Annotated in this window: 16 protein-coding genes; 6 read left to right on the top strand and 10 right to left on the bottom strand. The window is 71.0% G+C overall.

Going from position 1 to position 17,343, the window contains the following annotated elements:
* Nucleotides 1-3 precede the first annotated feature (3 nt).
* From ABZT04_RS34840 to ABZT04_RS34830, 3 genes are all read right to left on the bottom strand, one after another.
* Complete coding sequence (locus ABZT04_RS34840; protein WP_005481602.1) at nt 4-300, bottom strand: DUF4193 domain-containing protein; 297 nt, start codon at nt 298-300, stop codon at nt 4-6.
* 393 nt (nt 301-693) lie between these two features.
* Nucleotides 694-1,926 carry a HAMP domain-containing sensor histidine kinase gene (locus ABZT04_RS34835; RefSeq protein ID WP_356061402.1) on the bottom strand — a complete coding sequence of 411 codons (1,233 nt, stop codon included), beginning with the start codon at nt 1,924-1,926 and terminating at the stop codon, nt 694-696.
* A 6-nt stretch (nt 1,927-1,932) separates the two neighbouring features.
* A complete protein-coding gene (locus tag ABZT04_RS34830; RefSeq protein ID WP_010983842.1) occupies nt 1,933-2,586 on the bottom strand; it encodes a response regulator transcription factor in 654 nt (217 codons plus the stop codon).
* A gap of 415 nt (nt 2,587-3,001) precedes the next feature.
* Between ABZT04_RS34830 and ABZT04_RS34825 the strand changes: the two genes are divergently transcribed.
* On the top strand, nt 3,002-3,175 hold the full coding sequence (locus ABZT04_RS34825) for a hypothetical protein (protein WP_019061061.1): 174 nt from the start codon (nt 3,002-3,004) through the stop codon (nt 3,173-3,175).
* Between the two features lie 196 nt (nt 3,176-3,371).
* Here ABZT04_RS34825 and ABZT04_RS34820 read toward each other — a convergent pair whose 3' ends face one another.
* Nucleotides 3,372-4,187, bottom strand: a complete 816-nt coding sequence (locus tag ABZT04_RS34820; protein ID WP_356061400.1) for an inositol monophosphatase family protein — start codon at nt 4,185-4,187, stop codon at nt 3,372-3,374.
* A gap of 8 nt (nt 4,188-4,195) precedes the next feature.
* Nucleotides 4,196-5,323, bottom strand: a complete 1,128-nt coding sequence (locus ABZT04_RS34815; protein ID WP_356061398.1) for a ferrochelatase — start codon at nt 5,321-5,323, stop codon at nt 4,196-4,198.
* A 167-nt stretch (nt 5,324-5,490) separates the two neighbouring features.
* Between ABZT04_RS34815 and ABZT04_RS34810 the strand changes: the two genes are divergently transcribed.
* From ABZT04_RS34810 to sepH, 3 genes are all read left to right on the top strand, one after another.
* The gene (locus tag ABZT04_RS34810; protein WP_356061396.1) at nt 5,491-6,735 is read left to right on the top strand and encodes an MFS transporter; all 1,245 of its coding nucleotides are present in this window, start codon (nt 5,491-5,493) and stop codon (nt 6,733-6,735) included.
* Entirely contained in the window at nt 6,695-8,014 is a 1,320-nt protein-coding gene (locus tag ABZT04_RS34805; RefSeq protein WP_356061394.1) for a D-arabinono-1,4-lactone oxidase, read from the top strand. The genes ABZT04_RS34810 and ABZT04_RS34805 overlap by 41 nt, the downstream gene beginning before the upstream one ends.
* Nucleotides 8,015-8,438: 424 nt before the next feature.
* Nucleotides 8,439-9,464 (top strand): septation protein SepH, encoded by a 1,026-nt coding sequence (gene sepH, locus ABZT04_RS34800; protein ID WP_356061391.1) that lies wholly within the window; start codon nt 8,439-8,441, stop codon nt 9,462-9,464.
* A 73-nt stretch (nt 9,465-9,537) separates the two neighbouring features.
* Here the strand turns inward: sepH and ABZT04_RS34795 are convergent, their stop codons facing one another.
* On the bottom strand, nt 9,538-10,389 hold the full coding sequence (locus tag ABZT04_RS34795; RefSeq protein ID WP_356061389.1) for a sulfurtransferase: 852 nt from the start codon (nt 10,387-10,389) through the stop codon (nt 9,538-9,540).
* A gap of 321 nt (nt 10,390-10,710) precedes the next feature.
* Between ABZT04_RS34795 and ABZT04_RS34790 the strand changes: the two genes are divergently transcribed.
* Nucleotides 10,711-11,514, top strand: coding sequence for a VOC family protein (locus tag ABZT04_RS34790; RefSeq protein WP_356061387.1), 804 nt, complete (start codon nt 10,711-10,713; stop codon nt 11,512-11,514).
* A gap of 9 nt (nt 11,515-11,523) precedes the next feature.
* Here ABZT04_RS34790 and ABZT04_RS34785 read toward each other — a convergent pair whose 3' ends face one another.
* The 4 genes from ABZT04_RS34785 to ABZT04_RS34770 all read right to left on the bottom strand — a co-directional run bounded on the left by ABZT04_RS34785 (nt 11,524) and on the right by ABZT04_RS34770 (nt 16,870).
* The gene (locus ABZT04_RS34785) at nt 11,524-12,171 is read right to left on the bottom strand and encodes a thymidine kinase (protein ID WP_356061385.1); all 648 of its coding nucleotides are present in this window, start codon (nt 12,169-12,171) and stop codon (nt 11,524-11,526) included.
* A 43-nt stretch (nt 12,172-12,214) separates the two neighbouring features.
* Nucleotides 12,215-13,405 (bottom strand): nucleotide pyrophosphatase/phosphodiesterase family protein, encoded by a 1,191-nt coding sequence (locus ABZT04_RS34780; protein ID WP_356061383.1) that lies wholly within the window; start codon nt 13,403-13,405, stop codon nt 12,215-12,217.
* Nucleotides 13,405-13,992, bottom strand: a complete 588-nt coding sequence (locus tag ABZT04_RS34775; protein WP_356061381.1) for a DUF5998 family protein — start codon at nt 13,990-13,992, stop codon at nt 13,405-13,407. The genes ABZT04_RS34780 and ABZT04_RS34775 overlap by 1 nt, the downstream gene beginning before the upstream one ends.
* A gap of 76 nt (nt 13,993-14,068) precedes the next feature.
* Nucleotides 14,069-16,870 carry a GNAT family N-acetyltransferase gene (locus ABZT04_RS34770; protein ID WP_356061379.1) on the bottom strand — a complete coding sequence of 934 codons (2,802 nt, stop codon included), beginning with the start codon at nt 16,868-16,870 and terminating at the stop codon, nt 14,069-14,071.
* Between the two features lie 187 nt (nt 16,871-17,057).
* On the opposite strand from ABZT04_RS34770, the gene ABZT04_RS34765 reads away from it, so the two are divergent.
* A complete protein-coding gene (locus tag ABZT04_RS34765) occupies nt 17,058-17,339 on the top strand; it encodes an HPr family phosphocarrier protein (RefSeq protein ID WP_059198592.1) in 282 nt (93 codons plus the stop codon).
* Nucleotides 17,340-17,343 lie beyond the last annotated feature (4 nt).

The following is a 17,343-nucleotide window of genomic DNA, read 5'->3' as shown; positions in this document are numbered from 1 at the left end:
TCCTCAGTCGCAGTCGCGGCAGATCGGCTGGCCGTTCTTCTCGCGGGCCAGTTGGCTGCGGTGGTGCACCAGGAAGCAGCTCATGCAAGTGAACTCGTCCTGCTGCTTGGGCAGCACCCGGACGGCCAGCTCTTCGTTCGAGAGGTCCGCTCCGGGCAGTTCGAGGCCTTCGGCGGCCTCGAATTCGTCGACGTCCACTGCGGAAGTCGACTTGTCGTTCCGACGGGCCTTGAGCTCTTCAAGGCTGTCCGAGTCGACGTCGTCGTCGGTCTTGCGTGGGGTGTCGTAATCCGTTGCCATGTCGCTCTCCCCCTCTGGGTGTCTGCGGTGTCTCCAGCGCACGTAACGCGTGAGAGGCCGGACTTGTGCCCGACCTGAGGCGGAGATTTTGCCTCACATCAAGGTCTGTTACTCAATCGACACCCAACCGGACCCCTCAAGAGTGATCGGCTTGGATGGCGAAGGGGACCGTACACGGTCCTCATGCCGCTCTTCAAAGGCACCTCATCGTGTACTTCCCGTGATCAAGACCCCCGAAAACCCGGATTTTCCCGGCTTTCCGACAGGGTGCATGATCACGGAGAGTAGATGGCCTGAAAATCGCGCTTGTGATCGATCACACACGAGACTGCCGGAGGAGCGGCCAGAAAATTCCGCGCAAAGCGAACATCCTCGTGTGTCGGCGACATGATCTCAGATGGGCAGGGTGACTCGCATCACGAGCCCACCCCCGTCCCGAGGCTGGGCCGAGATATGGCCGCCGTGAGCGCGCGCCACGGACCGCGCGATCGACAGCCCCAGGCCCACACCCTTGTCGCTGCCCGTTCGCTCCGTACGGAGCCGTCTGAAGGGCTCGAAGAGGTTGTCGATCTCGTACGCCGGGACCACCGGACCCGTGTTCGAGACGACCAGCACCGCATGACCGTGCTGAACCTCGGTGGTGACCTCGACCCAGCCCTCCTCCGGCACGTTGTACCGCACCGCGTTCTGCACCAGGTTCAGGGCGATGCGCTCCAGGAGGACGCCGTTGCCCTGGACGACCGCGGGCTTGCGCTCGCCGGTGATGACCACATTCCTGCCCCTCGCCTCCGCGTGCACCTGGTCGACGGCCTGCTCGGCGACCTCGGCGAGATCCACGGGCTTGCGCTCGACGATCTGGTTGTCACTGCGGGCGAGCAGCAGCAGACCCTCCACGAGCTGCTCGCTGCGCTCGTTGGTGGCCAGCAGCGTCTTGCCGAGCTGCTGGAGCTCGACCGGGGCGCCGGGATCGGACAGATGCACTTCCAGGAGCGTGCGGTTGATCGCCAGCGGGGTGCGCAGCTCGTGCGACGCGTTCCCCACGAAGCGCTGCTGGGCGGTGAAGGCCCGCTGCAGCCGGTCCAGCATCTCGTCGAAGGTGTCCGCGAGTTCCTTGAGCTCGTCGTCCGGGCCGTCCAGCTCGATCCGGCGGGACAGGTCCGAGCCGGCCACCGCGCGGGCGGTCCGGGTGATCCGGCCCAGCGGGGACAGCACCCGGCCCGCCATCGCGTACCCGAAGGCGAAGGCGATGATCGCGAGGCCGAGCAGGGCCAGCAGCGAGCGGCTGAGCAGGTCGTCCAGAGCGTGCTGCCGCTGCTCGTTGACACACTCGTTCATCGCGTTGTTCATCTCGGTCGCCGACGGCTGCGACGGGAAGTTGCAGGTCTTGCTGCTCACCGAGCCTTCGAGGATCTTGAACGGCAGATCACTGCCCACGTTCAGCGCGTGCGCGGCCAGCAGATAGATGATCGACAGCAGCAGGATGCCGGCGATCAGGAACATGCCGCCGTACAACAGCGTGAGCCTTATACGGATGGTCGGACGCAGCCAGGGAAAGGGCGGTTCGGGCCTTCTGGGGTCCCACGTGGGCTTCGGGGGCGCCTGGGGAGGCGCGGGGGTCGTGGCCACAGTGGATCAGATCCGGTAGCCGGAGCCGGGGACGGTGACGATGACCGGGGGCTCACCGAGCTTGCGGCGCAGGGTCATCACGGTGACACGGACGACGTTGGTGAACGGGTCCGTGTTCTCGTCCCACGCCTTCTCCAGGAGCTGCTCCGCGGAGACGACGGCGCCCTCGCTGCGCAGCAGCACCTCCAGGACGGCGAACTCCTTGGGCGCGAGCTGGACTTCCTTGCCGTCCCGGAACACCTCGCGGCGGTTCGGGTCGAGCTTGATGCCGGCGCGCTCCAGAACGGGCGGCAGCGGCACGCTCGTACGGCGTCCGAGCGCACGCACGCGTGCCGTCAGCTCGCTGAACGCGAAGGGCTTGGGCAGATAGTCGTCGGCGCCGATCTCCAGGCCCTCGACACGGTCGCTGACATCGCCGGACGCGGTCAGCATCAGCACGCGGGTGGGCATCCCCAGCTCGACGATCTTGCGGCACACGTCGTCGCCGTGCACGAGCGGGAGGTCGCGGTCGAGGACGACCACGTCGTAGTCGTTGACGCCGATGCGCTCCAGGGCGGCCGCACCGTCGTACACGACGTCGACGGCCATGGCCTCCCGGCGCAGTCCGGTGGCCACCGCATCGGCGAGCAGTTGCTCGTCCTCGACGACGAGTACGCGCACGTCGCTTGTCCTTCCTCTGTCCACCCGCGTAGCGCGCCTCGGCGCACGCGGGCAGGGTCTTCGTGGCTGTGTTGCCTCCATCCTGCCCTTTTCGGCCATAAGTCGGCTGTAAGGCGGCCGAGCGCGAGATGAAGGTCAGGTATGAGGCCCGGGAATGCGGGATTTTCTCGGCGGGTTGAGGTTTCCACGGAAGGAAGCGGGGGGAGGACGGCTTTACACCCCGCGATCACGCTCTGCACGTGGCAAGCCACCTTGTGGTACGTCCAACCGCTTCCGCAGAGCGGGCGTGGGTGTCCGGCACCGTCGCCGCCCAGCCAGGGCAGCGCTGGGCACCCCATCCGCAGACGTGATCGCCCCTTCCGAACGGCACACCCCCGTGCCACCCGACCCACGACCCAGGACGAGGGGGCGCAGCATGGACGCATTCACCGCAGGACTTCTGCAGCGCATAAGGGCGACCGAGACCGACCTGACGCGGGCTCGCGACGAGGGCGACGACTTCCTCGTCGAGGTGGAACAGGCCGAGCTCGACGACCTGCGCCGCCTCGCCGCCGACCACGGTGTGGAGGTCGGCGCGACGAGCGTCTGATCAGCGCGTACAGCAGGGCAGCAGGGCCTCGGCGAATCCAGCGCCGGGGCTTTGTTGTTTTTTACGGGCCGGGCCGGTGTTGATCAGGCGCAGTCGCGCGCACCTCTATTGGTTCGGTCGCCTTCGGGGCGCTCTCACGGCCGGCGCGTGGGGAGAGTGGGAGTTGGTGGGCCCTCACCGTTGGTTTTGGTGGTCGTCAGTCGTGCCACGCACCGAAGTCCTCCAGGAGGCGCTGCAGGGGCTCGAACACTCCAGGGGTGCCCGCGATCGCCAGATCGCGTGCGGGGCGCTCTCCGGGGCGTCCACCGGTCAGGGCGCCTGCCTCGCGGGCGATCAGGTCGCCTGCGGCCAGGTCCCAGGGGTTCAGGCCGCGTTCGTAGAAGGCGTCGAGGCGGCCCGCGGCCACGTCGCACAGGTCGACCGCGGCGGAGCCTCCGCGCCGGATGTCGCGCAGCAGCGGGATCAACTGCCGGGCCACGTCGGCCTGGTGGGAGCGGACCTCGGTGACGTAGTTGAAGCCGGTCGAGACCAGGGCCTGGTCCAGGGGCGGTGCGGGGCGGCAGGCGAGCCGGCGTTCGCCCTCCCAGGTGCCCGTGGCCCACGCTCCGCCGCCGAGTACGGCGTGGAAGGTCTCGCCGCGCATCGGGACGGCGACGACCCCGGCGACGGTCTCGCCGTGCAGCTCGGCCGCGATGGAGACGGACCAAGTGGGCAGTCCGTAGAGGTAGTTGACCGTGCCGTCGAGCGGGTCGATGACCCAGCGGACGCCGCTGGTGCCGTCGGCGGAGGTGCCCTCCTCGCCCAGGAAGCCGTCGTCGGGGCGGTGCTCGGAGATCAGGTCGGTGATCAGCTTCTCCGCCGCGATGTCCATCTCGGTGACGACGTCGATGGGGCTGGACTTGGTGGCGGCGACCGCGAGGTCGGCCGGGCGGCCGTCCCGCAGCAGCGCGCCGGCCTTGTGAGCGGCCTCCTGGGCGAGTGCGAGCAGGTCCTGGTGCAGGGGGTCGGTCACGGCGCTCCTCATGCGTAGGGGCTGTCGGCGCCCGCGGCGGCGGGGCGGGGGGCGCGGGCCGGGCAGCAGCCCACCGGGCAGAGGTCGTGGCTCGCGCCGAGGGCGCCCAGGGCGCAGGGTGTGGGCTGCTGCCCGCTCTCGGCGGCTGCGCGCTCCAGGACGAGTTCGCGGATCGCGGCGGCGAAGCGCGGGTCGGCACCGACGGTGGCCGAGCGGCGCACCGGCAGGCCCAGCTCCCCGGCCTTGGCGGTGGCCTCCGTGTCGAGGTCGTAGAGGACCTCCATGTGGTCGGAGACGAAGCCGATGGGTGCCATGACGACCGCGGGGACGCCGGCCGCTTGGCGCTCCTCCAGGTGGTCGCAGATGTCGGGCTCCAGCCACGGGATGTGCGGGGCTCCGGAGCGGGACTGGTAGACGAGTTGCCAGGGGTGGTCGACGCCGGTGCGCTCGCGGACGGCGTCGGCGATCAGCCGGGCCACGTCCAGGTGCTGCGCGACGTACGCCCCGCCGTCGCCGTGGTGCTCGACCGGGCCGGAGCTGTCGGCCGAGGCGGTCGGGATGGAGTGGGTCGAGAAGGCGAGGTGTGCGCCGTCCCGGACGTCCTCGGGGAGGTCGGCGAGAGAGTCGAGCACGCCGTCGATCATCGGCTCCAGGAAGCCCGGGTGGTTGAAGTAGTGGCGCAGCTTGTCGACCTTGGGGAGGTCAAGGCCCTCGGCCTCCAGGGCGGCCAGGGAGTCGGCGAGGTTCTCGCGGTACTGGCGGCAGCCGGAGTACGAGGCGTAGGCGCTGGTGGCCAGGACGAGGATGCGGCGGCGGCCGTCGGCGACCATCTCGCGCAGGGTGTCCGTCAGGTACGGGGCCCAGTTGCGGTTGCCCCAGTAGACCGGCAGGTCCAGGCCGTGGTCGGCGAAGTCCTTGCGGAGGGCGTCCAGGAGGGCGCGGTTCTGGTCGTTGATGGGGCTGACCCCGCCGAACAGGAAGTAGTGCTGCCCCACTTCCTTGAGGCGTTCCTTGGGGATGCCTCGCCCACGCGTCACGTTCTCCAGGAACGGAACCACGTCGTCCGGGCCTTCGGGTCCGCCGAACGAGAGCAGGAGCAGGGCGTCGTAGGGGGTGGCATCGAGCGCGTCTGGCATGCGTCCGATCCTGCCACCCGGCACTGACAGCCGGGTAACGGCGGGGTGCCGGGTCGCGATCCGGGGGCTTCCGGACAGGTGCGTCGTGGTCACCCCTCTCGTAAGCTGTATCAGCCGTATTCGCACCTTACTGAGCCGCCACCGCGCCTTTCCGACCGGAGACACCCGTGCCCAGCCCCTACCGCGCCCTGTTCGCCGCCCCAGGCTCCAAGGGTTTCTCCACCGCGGGGTTTCTCGGCCGGATGCCCTTGTCGATGATGGGCATCGGCGTGGTCACGATGATCTCCCAGATCGACGGGCGCTACGGGCTCGCGGGCGCGCTGTCGGCCACCATCGCGATGGCCGCCGCCGCGATCGGGCCGCGGATCTCCCGGTGGGTCGACCAGTTCGGGCAGCGGCGGGTGCTGCGCCCGGCGACGCTCGTCGCGCTGGCCGCGGCGGCCGGGCTACTGCTGGCCGCCCGCTTCGGGTGGCCGGACTGGGTGCTGTTCGTGTGCGCCGCGGGCATCGGATCGGTGCCGAGCCTGGGTGCGATGGTCCGGGCGCGCTGGGCGGCCGTGTACCGGGGCACCCCGCAGTTGCACACCGCGTACTCCTTCGAGTCCGTGGTGGACGAGGTGTGCTTCATCTTCGGGCCGATCATCTCCATCGGACTGTCCACGGCGTGGTTCCCGGAGGCCGGTCCGCTGCTGGCCGCCGGCTTCCTGGCGGTCGGTGTCTTCTGGCTGACGGCCCAGCGCGCCACCGAGCCCGCCCCGCACCCGCGCGTGCGGGGCGTCGACGGCGGCGGCTCGGCGCTGCGGGCGGCCGGTCTCCAGGTCCTGGTGGTCACGTTCGTGGCGACGGGGGCGATCTTCGGGGCGGTCGACGTGGTCACCGTCGCGTTCGCCGACGAGCGGGGCCACAAAGGCGGCGCCAGTGTGGTGCTCGCCCTGTATGCGGCGGGCTCCTGCACGGCTGGTGTCGTGTTCGGTCTGATGCGCGTCCGGGGAGTCCCAGAACGACGGTGGCTACTGGGCATATGCACGATGGCCGTGAGTATGATCCCCCTCCTACTGGTCGGAAACTTGCCGCTTCTGGCCGTGGCGCTGTTCCTTGCGGGCCTGTCCATCGCACCCACGATGATCACGACGATGTCCCTCATAGAAGAGCACGTACCTCGCGCGAAGCTCACCGAGGGCATGACCTGGGTGAGCACCGGCCTGGCGGTCGGGGTCTCGCTCGGCTCGTCCGTCGCCGGCTGGGTGATCGACGCGGCCGGCGCGCGGGCCGGGTACGGGGTTCCGGTCGTCGCCGGTGCCGTCGCGGTCGCGGTCGGTTTCCTCGGGTACCGCCGGCTCAGCAGACCGGCGCCGGGTCGGGGAGGCACCGTTGAGCACCACAACGAGCGCGAGGAACGGCACGTGGCGTAACTGGGGCGGCACGGTCGCGTCCCGGCCCGCGCGAGAGGTCACGCCCGCCTCCGTGGAGGAACTGGCGGCGGCCGTACGGAAGGCCGGTGAGGACGGTCTGACGGTGAAGGCCGTGGGCACCGGGCACTCCTTCACGTCGATCGCCGCCACCGACGGTGTGTTGATCCGCCCTCAACTCTTGACCGGCATCCGCAACATTGATCGCGATGCCATGACGGTCACGGTGGAGGCGGGCACCCCGCTCAAGAGAGTCAACATGGTTCTCGCGCGGGAGGGCCTGTCGCTCACGAACATGGGCGACATCATGGAGCAGACGGTGTCGGGCGCGACCAGCACCGGCACGCACGGCACCGGCCGCGAGTCGGCCTCGATAGCCGCCCAGATCAGGGGACTTGAGCTGGTGACGGCGGACGGCTCAGTGCTCACCTGCTCCGAGAAGGAGAACCCAGATGTCTTCGCGGCCGCCCGGATCGGCCTCGGCGCCCTCGGCATCATCACCGCGATCACCTTCGCCGTGGAGCCCGTCTTCCTGTTGACGGCCCGTGAGGAGCCGATGACCTTCGACGAGGTCACCGGTCGCTTCGACGAACTCTGGGCCGAGAACGAGCACTTCGAGTTCTACTGGTTCCCGCACACCGGCAGCACCAACACCAAGCGCAACAACCGCAGCGCCGGCCCGGAGCAACCCGTGCGCCCGGTCGCCGGCTGGTTCGAGGACGAGTTTCTCTCCAACGGCGTCTTCCAGGTGGTCCAGTGGGTCGGCCGCGCGGTGCCCGGTACGGTGCCCGCGATCGCGCAGGTCTCCAGCAAGGCGCTGTCCGCGCGGACCTACACCGACATCCCGTACAAGGTCTTCACCTCGCCGCGCCGGGTGCGCTTCGTGGAGATGGAGTACGCCGTCCCGCGCGAGGCCCTCGTCGAGACCCTGCGCGAGCTGAAGGCCATGGTCGACCGGTCCGACCTGCGGATCAGCTTCCCCGTCGAGGTGCGTACCGCCCCAGCCGACGACATCACGCTCTCCACGGCCTCCGGGCGCGACAGCGCGTACATCGCCGTCCACATGTTCAAGGGCACGCCCTATCAGGCGTACTTCACCGCCGCCGAGCGCATCCTCACCGCGCACGAGGGCCGCCCGCACTGGGGCAAGGTGCACACCAGGGACGCGGAGTACTTCGCCGGGATCTACCCGCGCTTCGGCGAGTTCACGGCGCTGCGGGACCGGCTGGACCCCGACCGGCGGTTCCAGAACGACTACTTGCGGCGGGTGTTGGGCCAGTAGCCGACGCGCCGGGCGCAGCCGAACCCAATGTTTCCGTTTCCGGCTATTGCGTGACGTACGCCACTTTCAAGATCGCCCGACCCCGCCCCGGGGCGCCAAGTCCCACCCAGCAGAGGAAGTTGGGCGGCGTGCCAATCCACGCACGTGGTCCAAATGGAGTACTGTTGCGAGCCCTGGGTCCGGTCTCCCGCCAGGGCGTCCGCGGCCTTATGGACCGCCCAGAAGGGGCCAGTTGCACAGGGTGACGTAGTTGGTCACTTAGCGTTGCGAATAGGTAACCGTGCCATAACGGCGAGCCGGGGCCCATGCCCGACACGCCGGGCAACTCGGCAAGGTTGTGGCAGGCTGCACCCGGGCAGGCCACACTCGACTAGCGGAAGCAGCGACGCACGTGACGTCGGCAGGCACCACCCGGGAGGTCCCCATGCCCGAACTGCGTGTCGTGGCCGTCTCTAACGACGGCACACGGCTGGTGCTGAAGGCTGCGGACAGCACGGAGTACACGCTTCCGATTGACGAGCGTCTGCGCGCCGCCGTACGCGGCGACCGTCCCCGCCTCGGCCAGATCGAGATCGAGGTGGAGAGCCATCTCCGCCCCCGAGACATTCAGGCGCGTATACGTGCCGGCGCCTCCGCCGAGGAGGTCGCCCAGCTCGCCGGCATCCCCGTCGACCGGGTGCGCCGCTTCGAGGGCCCGGTCCTCGCGGAGCGTGCCTTCATGGCCGAGCGGGCCCGGAAGACTCCGGTCCGCCGCCCCGGCGAGAACGCGGGGCCCCAGCTCGGCGAGGCCGTCCAGGAACGGCTGACGCTGCGCGGTGCCGAGAAGGACACCGTCCAGTGGGACTCCTGGCGCCGCGACGACGGCACCTGGGAGGTCCTGCTGGTCTACCGGGTCGCGGGCGAGCCCCACTCCGCGAGCTGGACGTACGACCCGCCCCGGCGGCTCGTGCAGGCCGTCGACGACGAGGCGCGCTCGCTGATCGGTGAGTCCGACGACCTCGCCGCGACCCCCGAACCCAGCTTCCCGTTCGTCCCGCGCATCGCCCGGTTGCCCCGCGACCGGCCGATGGACCGTGCCCTGGAGCGCCCGGAGCGTCCCGCGCTGCCGTCGCCCGAGCCGGTCGAGGAGAGCGAGCGCGACTCGCTGACCAGCCTCCTGGAGGCGGTACCGAGCTTCCGCGGCGACATGGTGGTCCCCGAGCGCCCCGCGGAGCCCCCGGAAGAGCCCGTCGTGGAACCGGAGGAGGAGGAGCCTCCGGCGCCCGCCGCCTCGGCCGGTTCGGCCTACGCGGATGTGCTCATGCCCCGGTCCGTCGGCGCCCACCGCGACCGTCTGATCGGCTCCACCGACCGCCAGGCAGAGGCGGACGGCGTCCGTCCGGGCCGTAGAGCGGCGGTGCCGAGCTGGGACGAGATCGTGTTCGGGACGCGAAGGAAGAAGCAGGAGTAGCGGTCCGTCGTACGAGGAGAAGGGCCCGGGCCGGTGTCGGCCGCGGGCCCTTTCCCGTCGTCTCCTACGGCCGCTACTGCGGGTCGGGGCCGACGGCGACCGGCCGCTCCGGGTCCGAGGACCACTCCGACCAGGAACCGACATACAGCCCGGCCGGGATTCCGGCCACCGCCAGCGCCAGCACCTCGTGGGCGCCCGAGACGCCCGAGCCGCAGTACACGCCGACGCCCGTTCCCTCCGTAGCGCCAAGGGACTTGAAGCGGGCGGCCAACTCCTCCGCGGGGAGGAAGCGGCCGTCGGGGCCCACGTTCTCGTTGGTCGGCGCGGACAGCGCGCCCGGGATGTGGCCGCCCACCCTGTCGATCGGCTCGACCTCGCCCCGGTAACGCTCCCCCGCGCGGGCGTCGAACAGGACTCCGCTGCGGGCCAGTGCGGCGGCTCCATCGGCGTCCAGGAGGGGTAGGGCACCCGGTTCCGGGGTGAAGTCGCCCTCGGCCGGCGCCGGTGCGTCCGTCTCCAGGGACCCCTCCCAGGAGGGAAGGCCGCCGTCGAGCACCCGCACGTCCGGGTGACCCGTCCAGCGCAGCAGCCACCACGCGCGGGCCGCCGCCCAGCCCTGGCCGCCGTCGTACACGACGACCGGTCGGCCCCTCGACACGCCCGCGCGGCGCATCGCGGCGCCGAACCGCGCGAGGTCGGGCAGGGGGTGCCGGCCGCGTGGACCGGGGGCCGAGGCCAGCTCCTTGTCCAGGTCCACATAGACGGCACCGGGGAGATGCCCGGTCGCGTACGCGGCGTGTCCGTCGAAGGGCGGCTCACCGGCCGCCTTCGCGACGCTGAGCTGCCAGCGGATGTCGAGCAGCACCGGCGGGTTCGTGCCGGTCAGATCGTTCGCCAGTTCGGAGGCGGAAATGATGGCGTTCATGGCCCCCATCCTTGCGCAAGGGGTGGCCGCCGCGCCCAGGTCCGACTACTCTGCTCGGCCGGACAGCCTCGATCACGAGGCGTACGGGATCGAGCACATGCTGTACAGCCGATGGACACCCCGTGGCAATCATCCGGAAACGGACGAGAGGCCGCAGACCGGCCATCCTCCCTACGTGAGCCGCCCGTCGACGGCGCGGCCGGGGCACGCCCCGCCACGGGGAGTGCGAGCATCGGCACGGAGCGTGTACGCGGCTGCGGCACGCGGATCCGCAGAGCGGAAGCGACACGGCCACCGCGAGGGGCCGAGGAGAAGGTGACGATGACCGAGGCACGGGCGTCGGCCGGCCTGAACGGCGACACGCACACTCGGCGTACGCAGGGCACACCCTGCTGGGTGAGTCTGATGGTGCACGGGATGGCCACGACTCAGGAGTTCTACGGGGAGTTGTTCGGTTGGGAGTTCCAACCCGGCCCCCATCAGCTCGGCCCCTACGTGCGGGCCCTGCTCGACGGGCAGGAGGTGGCGGGCATCGGCCAACTGCCGGCGGACCGGCACCTGCCCATCGCCTGGACGCCGTATCTCGCCTCGGACGACGTGGACCAGACGGCCGAGACGGTACGGATGTGCGGCGGCACGGTCGGGGTGGGGCCCCTGGAGGCGGAAGAGGCCGGCCGCCTGGCGATCGGCTCCGACCCCTCGGGCGCGGTGTTCGGCATCTGGCAGGCCGCGGCACACCTCGGCACGAGCATCACGGGCGTCCCCGGCACACCCGCCTGGAACGAACTGCTGACCTTCGAGACCGAGAGCGTCGCCAAGTTCTACGGGGCGGTCTTCGGCTATGAGGAGCGGCCGGTGGGACCCGCCGACTTCGACTACGTCACCCTGCACCTGGACGGCCACCCGGTCGCCGGCATCCACGGCGTGGGCACCGCCCTCCCCCGCGACCGGGGCCCGCACTGGATGACGTACTTCGAGGTCGCCGAGACGGACGAGGCCCTACGCCGGATCATCGACCTCGGCGGCCACCCGCTCACCCCGCCCCACGACAGCCCCTACGGCCGCGTGGCGACGGCGAGCGACCCCGAGGGCGCGATGTTCTCGGTGATCCAGAGTCCGCGGTAGTCGTACGCCCTAGGCCGACGTCATCGGCAGCACGTCCGGGGACAGGGCCGCCGCATGTGCCGTGGCCGCTGTCATGCGGCGGCGGTGGTGGCGGCGGCACAGGACCTCGTAGCCGATGGCCTCCGCCTGGTTGACGTCGCCGACGACGACCTGGGCGCCCTCGACGACCATCTCGCCGCCTATCGTGCGGGCGTTGTGGGTGGCGCGGGCGCCGCACCAGCACAGGGCCTCGACCTGGAGGACCTCCACGCGGTCGGCGAGTTCGACCAGGCGCTGGGAGCCGGGAAAGAGCTTGGAGCGGAAGTCGGTCGTGATGCCGAAGGCGTAGACGTCGAGGCTCAGGTCGTCGACCACGCGCGCGAGTTGGTCGATCTGCACCGGCGCCAGGAACTGTGCCTCGTCGGCGATGACGTAGTCCGCGCGGCCGCCCCGGGAGAGGTGGTCGACGACGTACGCGTACAGGTCCTGCTCGTCCTCGACCTCCACCGCGTCGGTGACCAGGCCGAGGCGTGAGGAAAGCTTTCCCTCGCCCGCGCGGTCGTCCCGGGTGAAGATCATCCCCGCCAGTCCGCGCGCCGAGCGGTTGTGCTCGATCTGGAGCGCCAGGGTCGACTTCCCGCAGTCCATCGTTCCGGAGAAGAACACCAGCTCGGGCATGGGGAGTTGAGCACCTTTCGGCGGAGAAGGGGACAGTGGGGCTTCAGGAGCGTACTTCGAGCAGGGGGACCAACTGCTCGGCAGGGGTCATCGAACCGTGGTTGCCGACCATCGCCGACTCCTTCGGCTCCCGCTCGGAGGCGATGATCAGAACGTCGTCCCTGGCGGCCGCGATCACGTCGCCGAGGCGGTCGTAAACACGCTCGTCGATGTGCGGGCCGAACCAGCCCGCCGCGATCGCCTCGTCCCGCGAGGCCACCCAGAACTGCTCGCCGAGCACCTCGCGCCAGCAGGTCAGCACGTCGCTCTCGGCGCCCCGCACCGCGTAGACATGGCGCGCCCGGCCCTCACCGCCCAGCAGGGCGACCCCGGCGCGCAGCTCCCAGTCCGCGTCGAAGTCGATGCGGTGGTCGTCGTCGAAGGGCACGTCGACCATGCCGTGGTCGGCGGTGACGTACAGCGCGCTGCGCGGCGGCAGTTGCTCGGCGAGGCGCTGGACCAGCCGGTCGACGTACATGAGCTGGCCGCGCCAGGTGTCGGAGGCGACGCCGTAGCGGTGGCCTGCGCCGTCGAGTTCGGCGTAGTACGTGTACACCAAGGAGCGGTCCCCGGCGGCCAGTTGCTCGGCCGCGAGGTCCATGCGCTCCTCGCCGGTCAGCCGCCCGTGGAACGTTCCGCCACTGAGCGCGACCTTCGTCAGCGGGGTGTTCTGGAAGGTGGGGGACGACACCTGGGCGGCGTGCACGCCCGCGTCCTGGGCCAGTTGGAAGACCGTGGGGTACGGCTGCCAGGTCTTCGGCTCGGTCCACGGCTGCCAGCGGAGCTGGTTCATGAGCGCGCCGGTGGCCGGGTCACGCACGGTGTAGCCGGGCAGGCCGTGGGCGCCGGGCGGCAGGCCGGTGCCGACGGAGGCGAGGGAGGTGGCGGTGGTCGCCGGGTAGCCGGCGGTGAGTGGACGTCCCGTGCCGCCGCGCGAGCTGCCGAGGAGCGCGTGGAGGTACGGAGCCTCGTCCGCGTGGTCCTTGATCTGCTCCCAGCCGAGGCCGTCGATCAGGAAGACGCAGTTGCGGTCGGCCGCGGTCAGTTCCGGGATCGTCGCGGTCGTACCGGGTACGCCCATGCCCGCGGCCAGCGTGGGCAGCAGGTCGGCGAGGGAGCCGGAGCCGTACTCGGGGACGGGCGCGGAGGAGAGGGCCAGGGGCTCGGGATGGTCCCAGGTGGCGGGCTGTGCCATCAGTGCGGGACGTCCGCGGTCGCCTCGGAGAGGGACTGGGCGAAGGCGAGGGTCTGCTGGACCGTCTCCGGTCCGTCGCCTGCCTCGCTGACGCGCAGGCTCAGGTCGTCCGCCGTCGAGTTGCCCGTGTAGCCGTGGTCGGCCTCGCAGTTGGGGTCGCCGCAGGCGGCCGGCTCCAGGTCGATCCGGGAGACGGCACCCCAGCCGATGGTCAGCACGACCTCGCGCGGCAGCGTGCCCGGCGCGTACGACTCCGGGTTGGCGACCACCCGGCTGAGCACCACGGACGAGATCCGGCCGATCTTCACGGACTCCGTGGACGTCGTGGCGTACGGCGTCGGGGAGGTGCTGTCGGCGACCTGCTCGTCGGTGTGGCTGACGATGAAGCGGTTGCCGGTGAGGACCAGCACGGTCACGTGCCGGCGCACCTCGTTCTGGTCGAACGTGGTCTCCTGGTGGACCAGGAACGACCGGATCGGCTCGCCGCCGACGGCGGCCTCCACCGCCTCGGCCACGAGGGCCGGGTAGTAGCCGCTGCGCTCGATCGCCGCACGCAGCCCCTGGGTCGTCGTACTGGTCTTGGCCATACGCCCATCCTACGGTGGCCCACTGACTGCGAGGCACCGCTGTGGACTGTCCCGTTTCAGCTGTCCAGGTGCGCGGTCAGTACACGGGAAGCGTCCTGGGACCCAGGTCGTCGCGGACGGGCGGCGGGGCCAGGCGGACCGAGGCGCCGAGCACGCTCAGGCCGTGCGCGGCGACGACGACGGGCTCCAGGGTCACGGCGACCACCTCGGGATGGTCGTCCACCAGCCGCGACACCCGCAGCATCAGCTCCTCCAGGGCAGGCGTGTCGACCGGGGTCGAACCGCGCCAGCCGAACAGGAGCGGCGCCGTCCGGATCGACCGGATCAGCGAACCGGCCTCCCGGTCCGTGACCGGGATCAGCCGGTGCGCCGTGTCCCCGAGCAACTGCGAGGCGGCCCCGGCGAGCCCGAAGGACAGCACGGCCCCCGCCGCCGGATCGATGACGGCCCGTACGACGGTGTCGACGCCGCGCGGCGCCATCCGCTGCACCACCGGCCGCAGCTCCTCCGGCTTGCCGAACAGCTCGCCCAATTCGGCGTACGCCCGCAGCAGTTGCTCCTCGTCGGCGAGGTCCAGGCGGACGCCGCCCAGGTCGGCGCGGTGCCGCAGGTGCGGGGCGGTGGCCTTCAGGGCGACCGGGTAGCCGAGGGTGCGGGCGGCCTCGGCGGCGGCTTCGGGGGTGGGCGCGGGCAGCGCGCGATGGACGTCGAGGCCGTACTTCCCGAGCAGCTCGCAGGTCTCGTCGGCGCCGAGCGTGAGGCCCTGCCCGCGCGCGAGGAGCCCGCCGATCAGCTCCGCGGCCCCCTTCTCGTCGATGTCCTCGAACTCGGGCACCCGGCCGGGGTCGACGGCCTCGCGCCGCCACTGCGCGTACTTCACGGCTTCGGCGAGGGCGCGGACCGCGCGCTCGGCGGCGGGGTAGGCGGGGATGAGGCCGGCCCCTTCGGGTGCCTGCACCGCGGTGGCCGGTCGTTCCGCGGGGCGATGGTTCTCCCGCTTCGAAACGGCCTGTGGTGCCGTGCTGGTCGCGGCCGACAGCGCCTCCGCCAGCCCGCCCAACTCCACGTGCACCACCAACACCGGCTTCCCGGGGACCTCTTCGGCCGCCGACCGCAACGCCTCCGCCAGCGCCGCGTCCTCAGCGGGCCCCTCCCCCACGGCGGGTATCGCGGTCACCACGACCGCGTCGCAGGAGTCGTCGGCCAGCGCTCCCGACAGGGCCCGGTGAAAGTCCCCCGCCGTCGCCGCCGTGGTCAGGTCCACCGGCGGCGAGGGCCGCAACCCCTCGGAGAGGCACGCGTCGTACGTCAGCAGTCCCAGGGACTCGGAGTTCCCGACGATCGCCACCCGTGCCCCGCCGGGCAGCGGCTGCCGTGCGAGCAGCAGCCCCGTGTCGACCAGTTCGGTGATCGTCTCCACGCGGATCACTCCGGCCTGCCGCAGCAGCGCGGACACCGTCGCGTGCGGCAGGCGGGTCGCGCGTACGGCGTGTCCCTGGGGGGCGGATCCCGCTCCCTGGACCACGACCAGCGGCTTCGCCGCGGCGGTGCGGCGGGCGAGGCGGGTGAACTTGCGGGGGTTGCCGATGGACTCCAGGTACATGAGGGCGACATCGGTGTGGGGATCGTCGTACCAGTACTGAAGGACGTCGTTCCCGGACACGTCCGCGCGGTTGCCGGACGACACGAACGTGGAGACACCGGTGACGCCGGTGACCCCGCCGCCGCGCCGGTGCAGCCGGGACAGCAGGGCGATGCCGATGGCGCCGGACTGGGCGAAGAGTCCGATGCGTCCGGGGCGGGGCATCTCGGGGGCGAGGGACGCGTTCAGCCGGACGTCGGCGGCGGTGTTGATGACCCCGAAGGCGTTCGGCCCGATGATGCGCATGCCGTACGTGCGCGCGTGGCGGACGAGTTCGCGCTGGCGCTCGCGTCCTTGGGGGCCGCTCTCCGCGTAACCGGCGGTGACCACGACGAGTCCCTGCACTCCGTGTTCGCCGCACTCGGTGACGACCTGGGGGACGTGCTCGACGGGGACGGCGACGACCGCGAGGTCGACGGGCCCTTCGATGTCGCGCACCGAGCGGTACGCCGGCACCCCGTCGAGGTCCTTCCGCTCCTCGGAGAAGGCCTGGTTCACCGCGTACAGGCCGCCGGTGAACCCGGCGGCCCTGATGTTGTCGAGCACGCTGCGGCCCACCCCTCCGGGGGCGCGGCCCACGCCGACGACCGCGACCGAGCCGGGCACCAACAGCCGTCGTACGGACCGCGCTTCGGCACGCTGCTCCCGCGCGCGCTGCACGGCGAGGGACCGATCCGTGGGTTCGAGGTCGAACTCCAGGCGTACGACGCCGTCCTCGAAGCTGCGCTTCTGGGTGTAGCCGGCGTCCGTGAACACCTTGATCATCTTGTTGTTGGCGGGCAGCACCTCGGCGGCGAAGCGGCGGATGCCGCGCTCGCGGGCGACCGCCGCGATGTGTTCGAGGAGGGCGGAGGCGACGCCCCTGCCCTGGTGCGCGTCCTGCACCAGGAAGGCGACCTCGGCCTCGTCGGCGGGGGCGGAGGCGGCACGACCGTCGGCACTAATGCGGTCATAGCGTACGGTGGCGATGAACTCGCCGCCGACCGTGGCCGCGAGTCCCACCCGGTCCACAAAGTCGTGGTGCGTGAAGCGGTGGACATCCTTGGCGGACAGGCGAGGATACGGCGCGAAGAAGCGGTAGTACTTCGACTCGTCGGAGACCTGCTCGTAGAAGCTGACCAGGCGATCGGCGTCGTCGACGGTGATGGGCCTGATGCGGGCGGTACCCCCGTCGCGCAGCACCACGTCGGCTTCCCAGTGGGCGGGGTACTCGTGCCGGTCCGACGAGGTCTGCATGGGCCCCAGCGTACGGCTCGCGTCCGACAACGGCGCGAGGCAGTCTGTGGGTGAACACAGCGATGGGGAGTCGGATCGAGGCCGCGATCCGACGACTCGCTCCGGAGGTCCGCGGGACCGCTCCGGGCTCGCTTCACGTGTGGGAAACTGGTCTAGACAACCCTGAGACTCTGAAGGGCAGCATCACATGGCTGAGCGCCGCGTCAACGTCGGCTGGGCGGAGGGCCTTCACGCCCGCCCCGCCTCCATCTTCGTCCGGGCCACCACGGCCTCGGGTATCCCCGTGACGATCGCCAAGGCCGACGGCAACCCCGTCAACGCGGCCTCCATGCTCGCGGTCCTGGGCCTCGGCGCCCAGGGCGGCGAGGAGATCGTCCTCGCCTCCGACGCCGAGGGCGCCGACGCGGCCCTCGACCGGCTGGCGAAGCTGGTCTCGGAGGGTCTCGAGGAGCTTCCCGAGACCGTCTGAGCAC

The sequence above is a fragment of the Streptomyces sp. NPDC005492 genome (genome assembly GCF_040605995.1).
In the GTDB taxonomy this organism is placed as follows: Bacteria; Actinomycetota; Actinomycetes; order Streptomycetales; family Streptomycetaceae; genus Streptomyces.
Note: the sequence above shows the minus strand (reverse complement) of the source record. Positions and strands in the feature narration are given on the sequence as shown.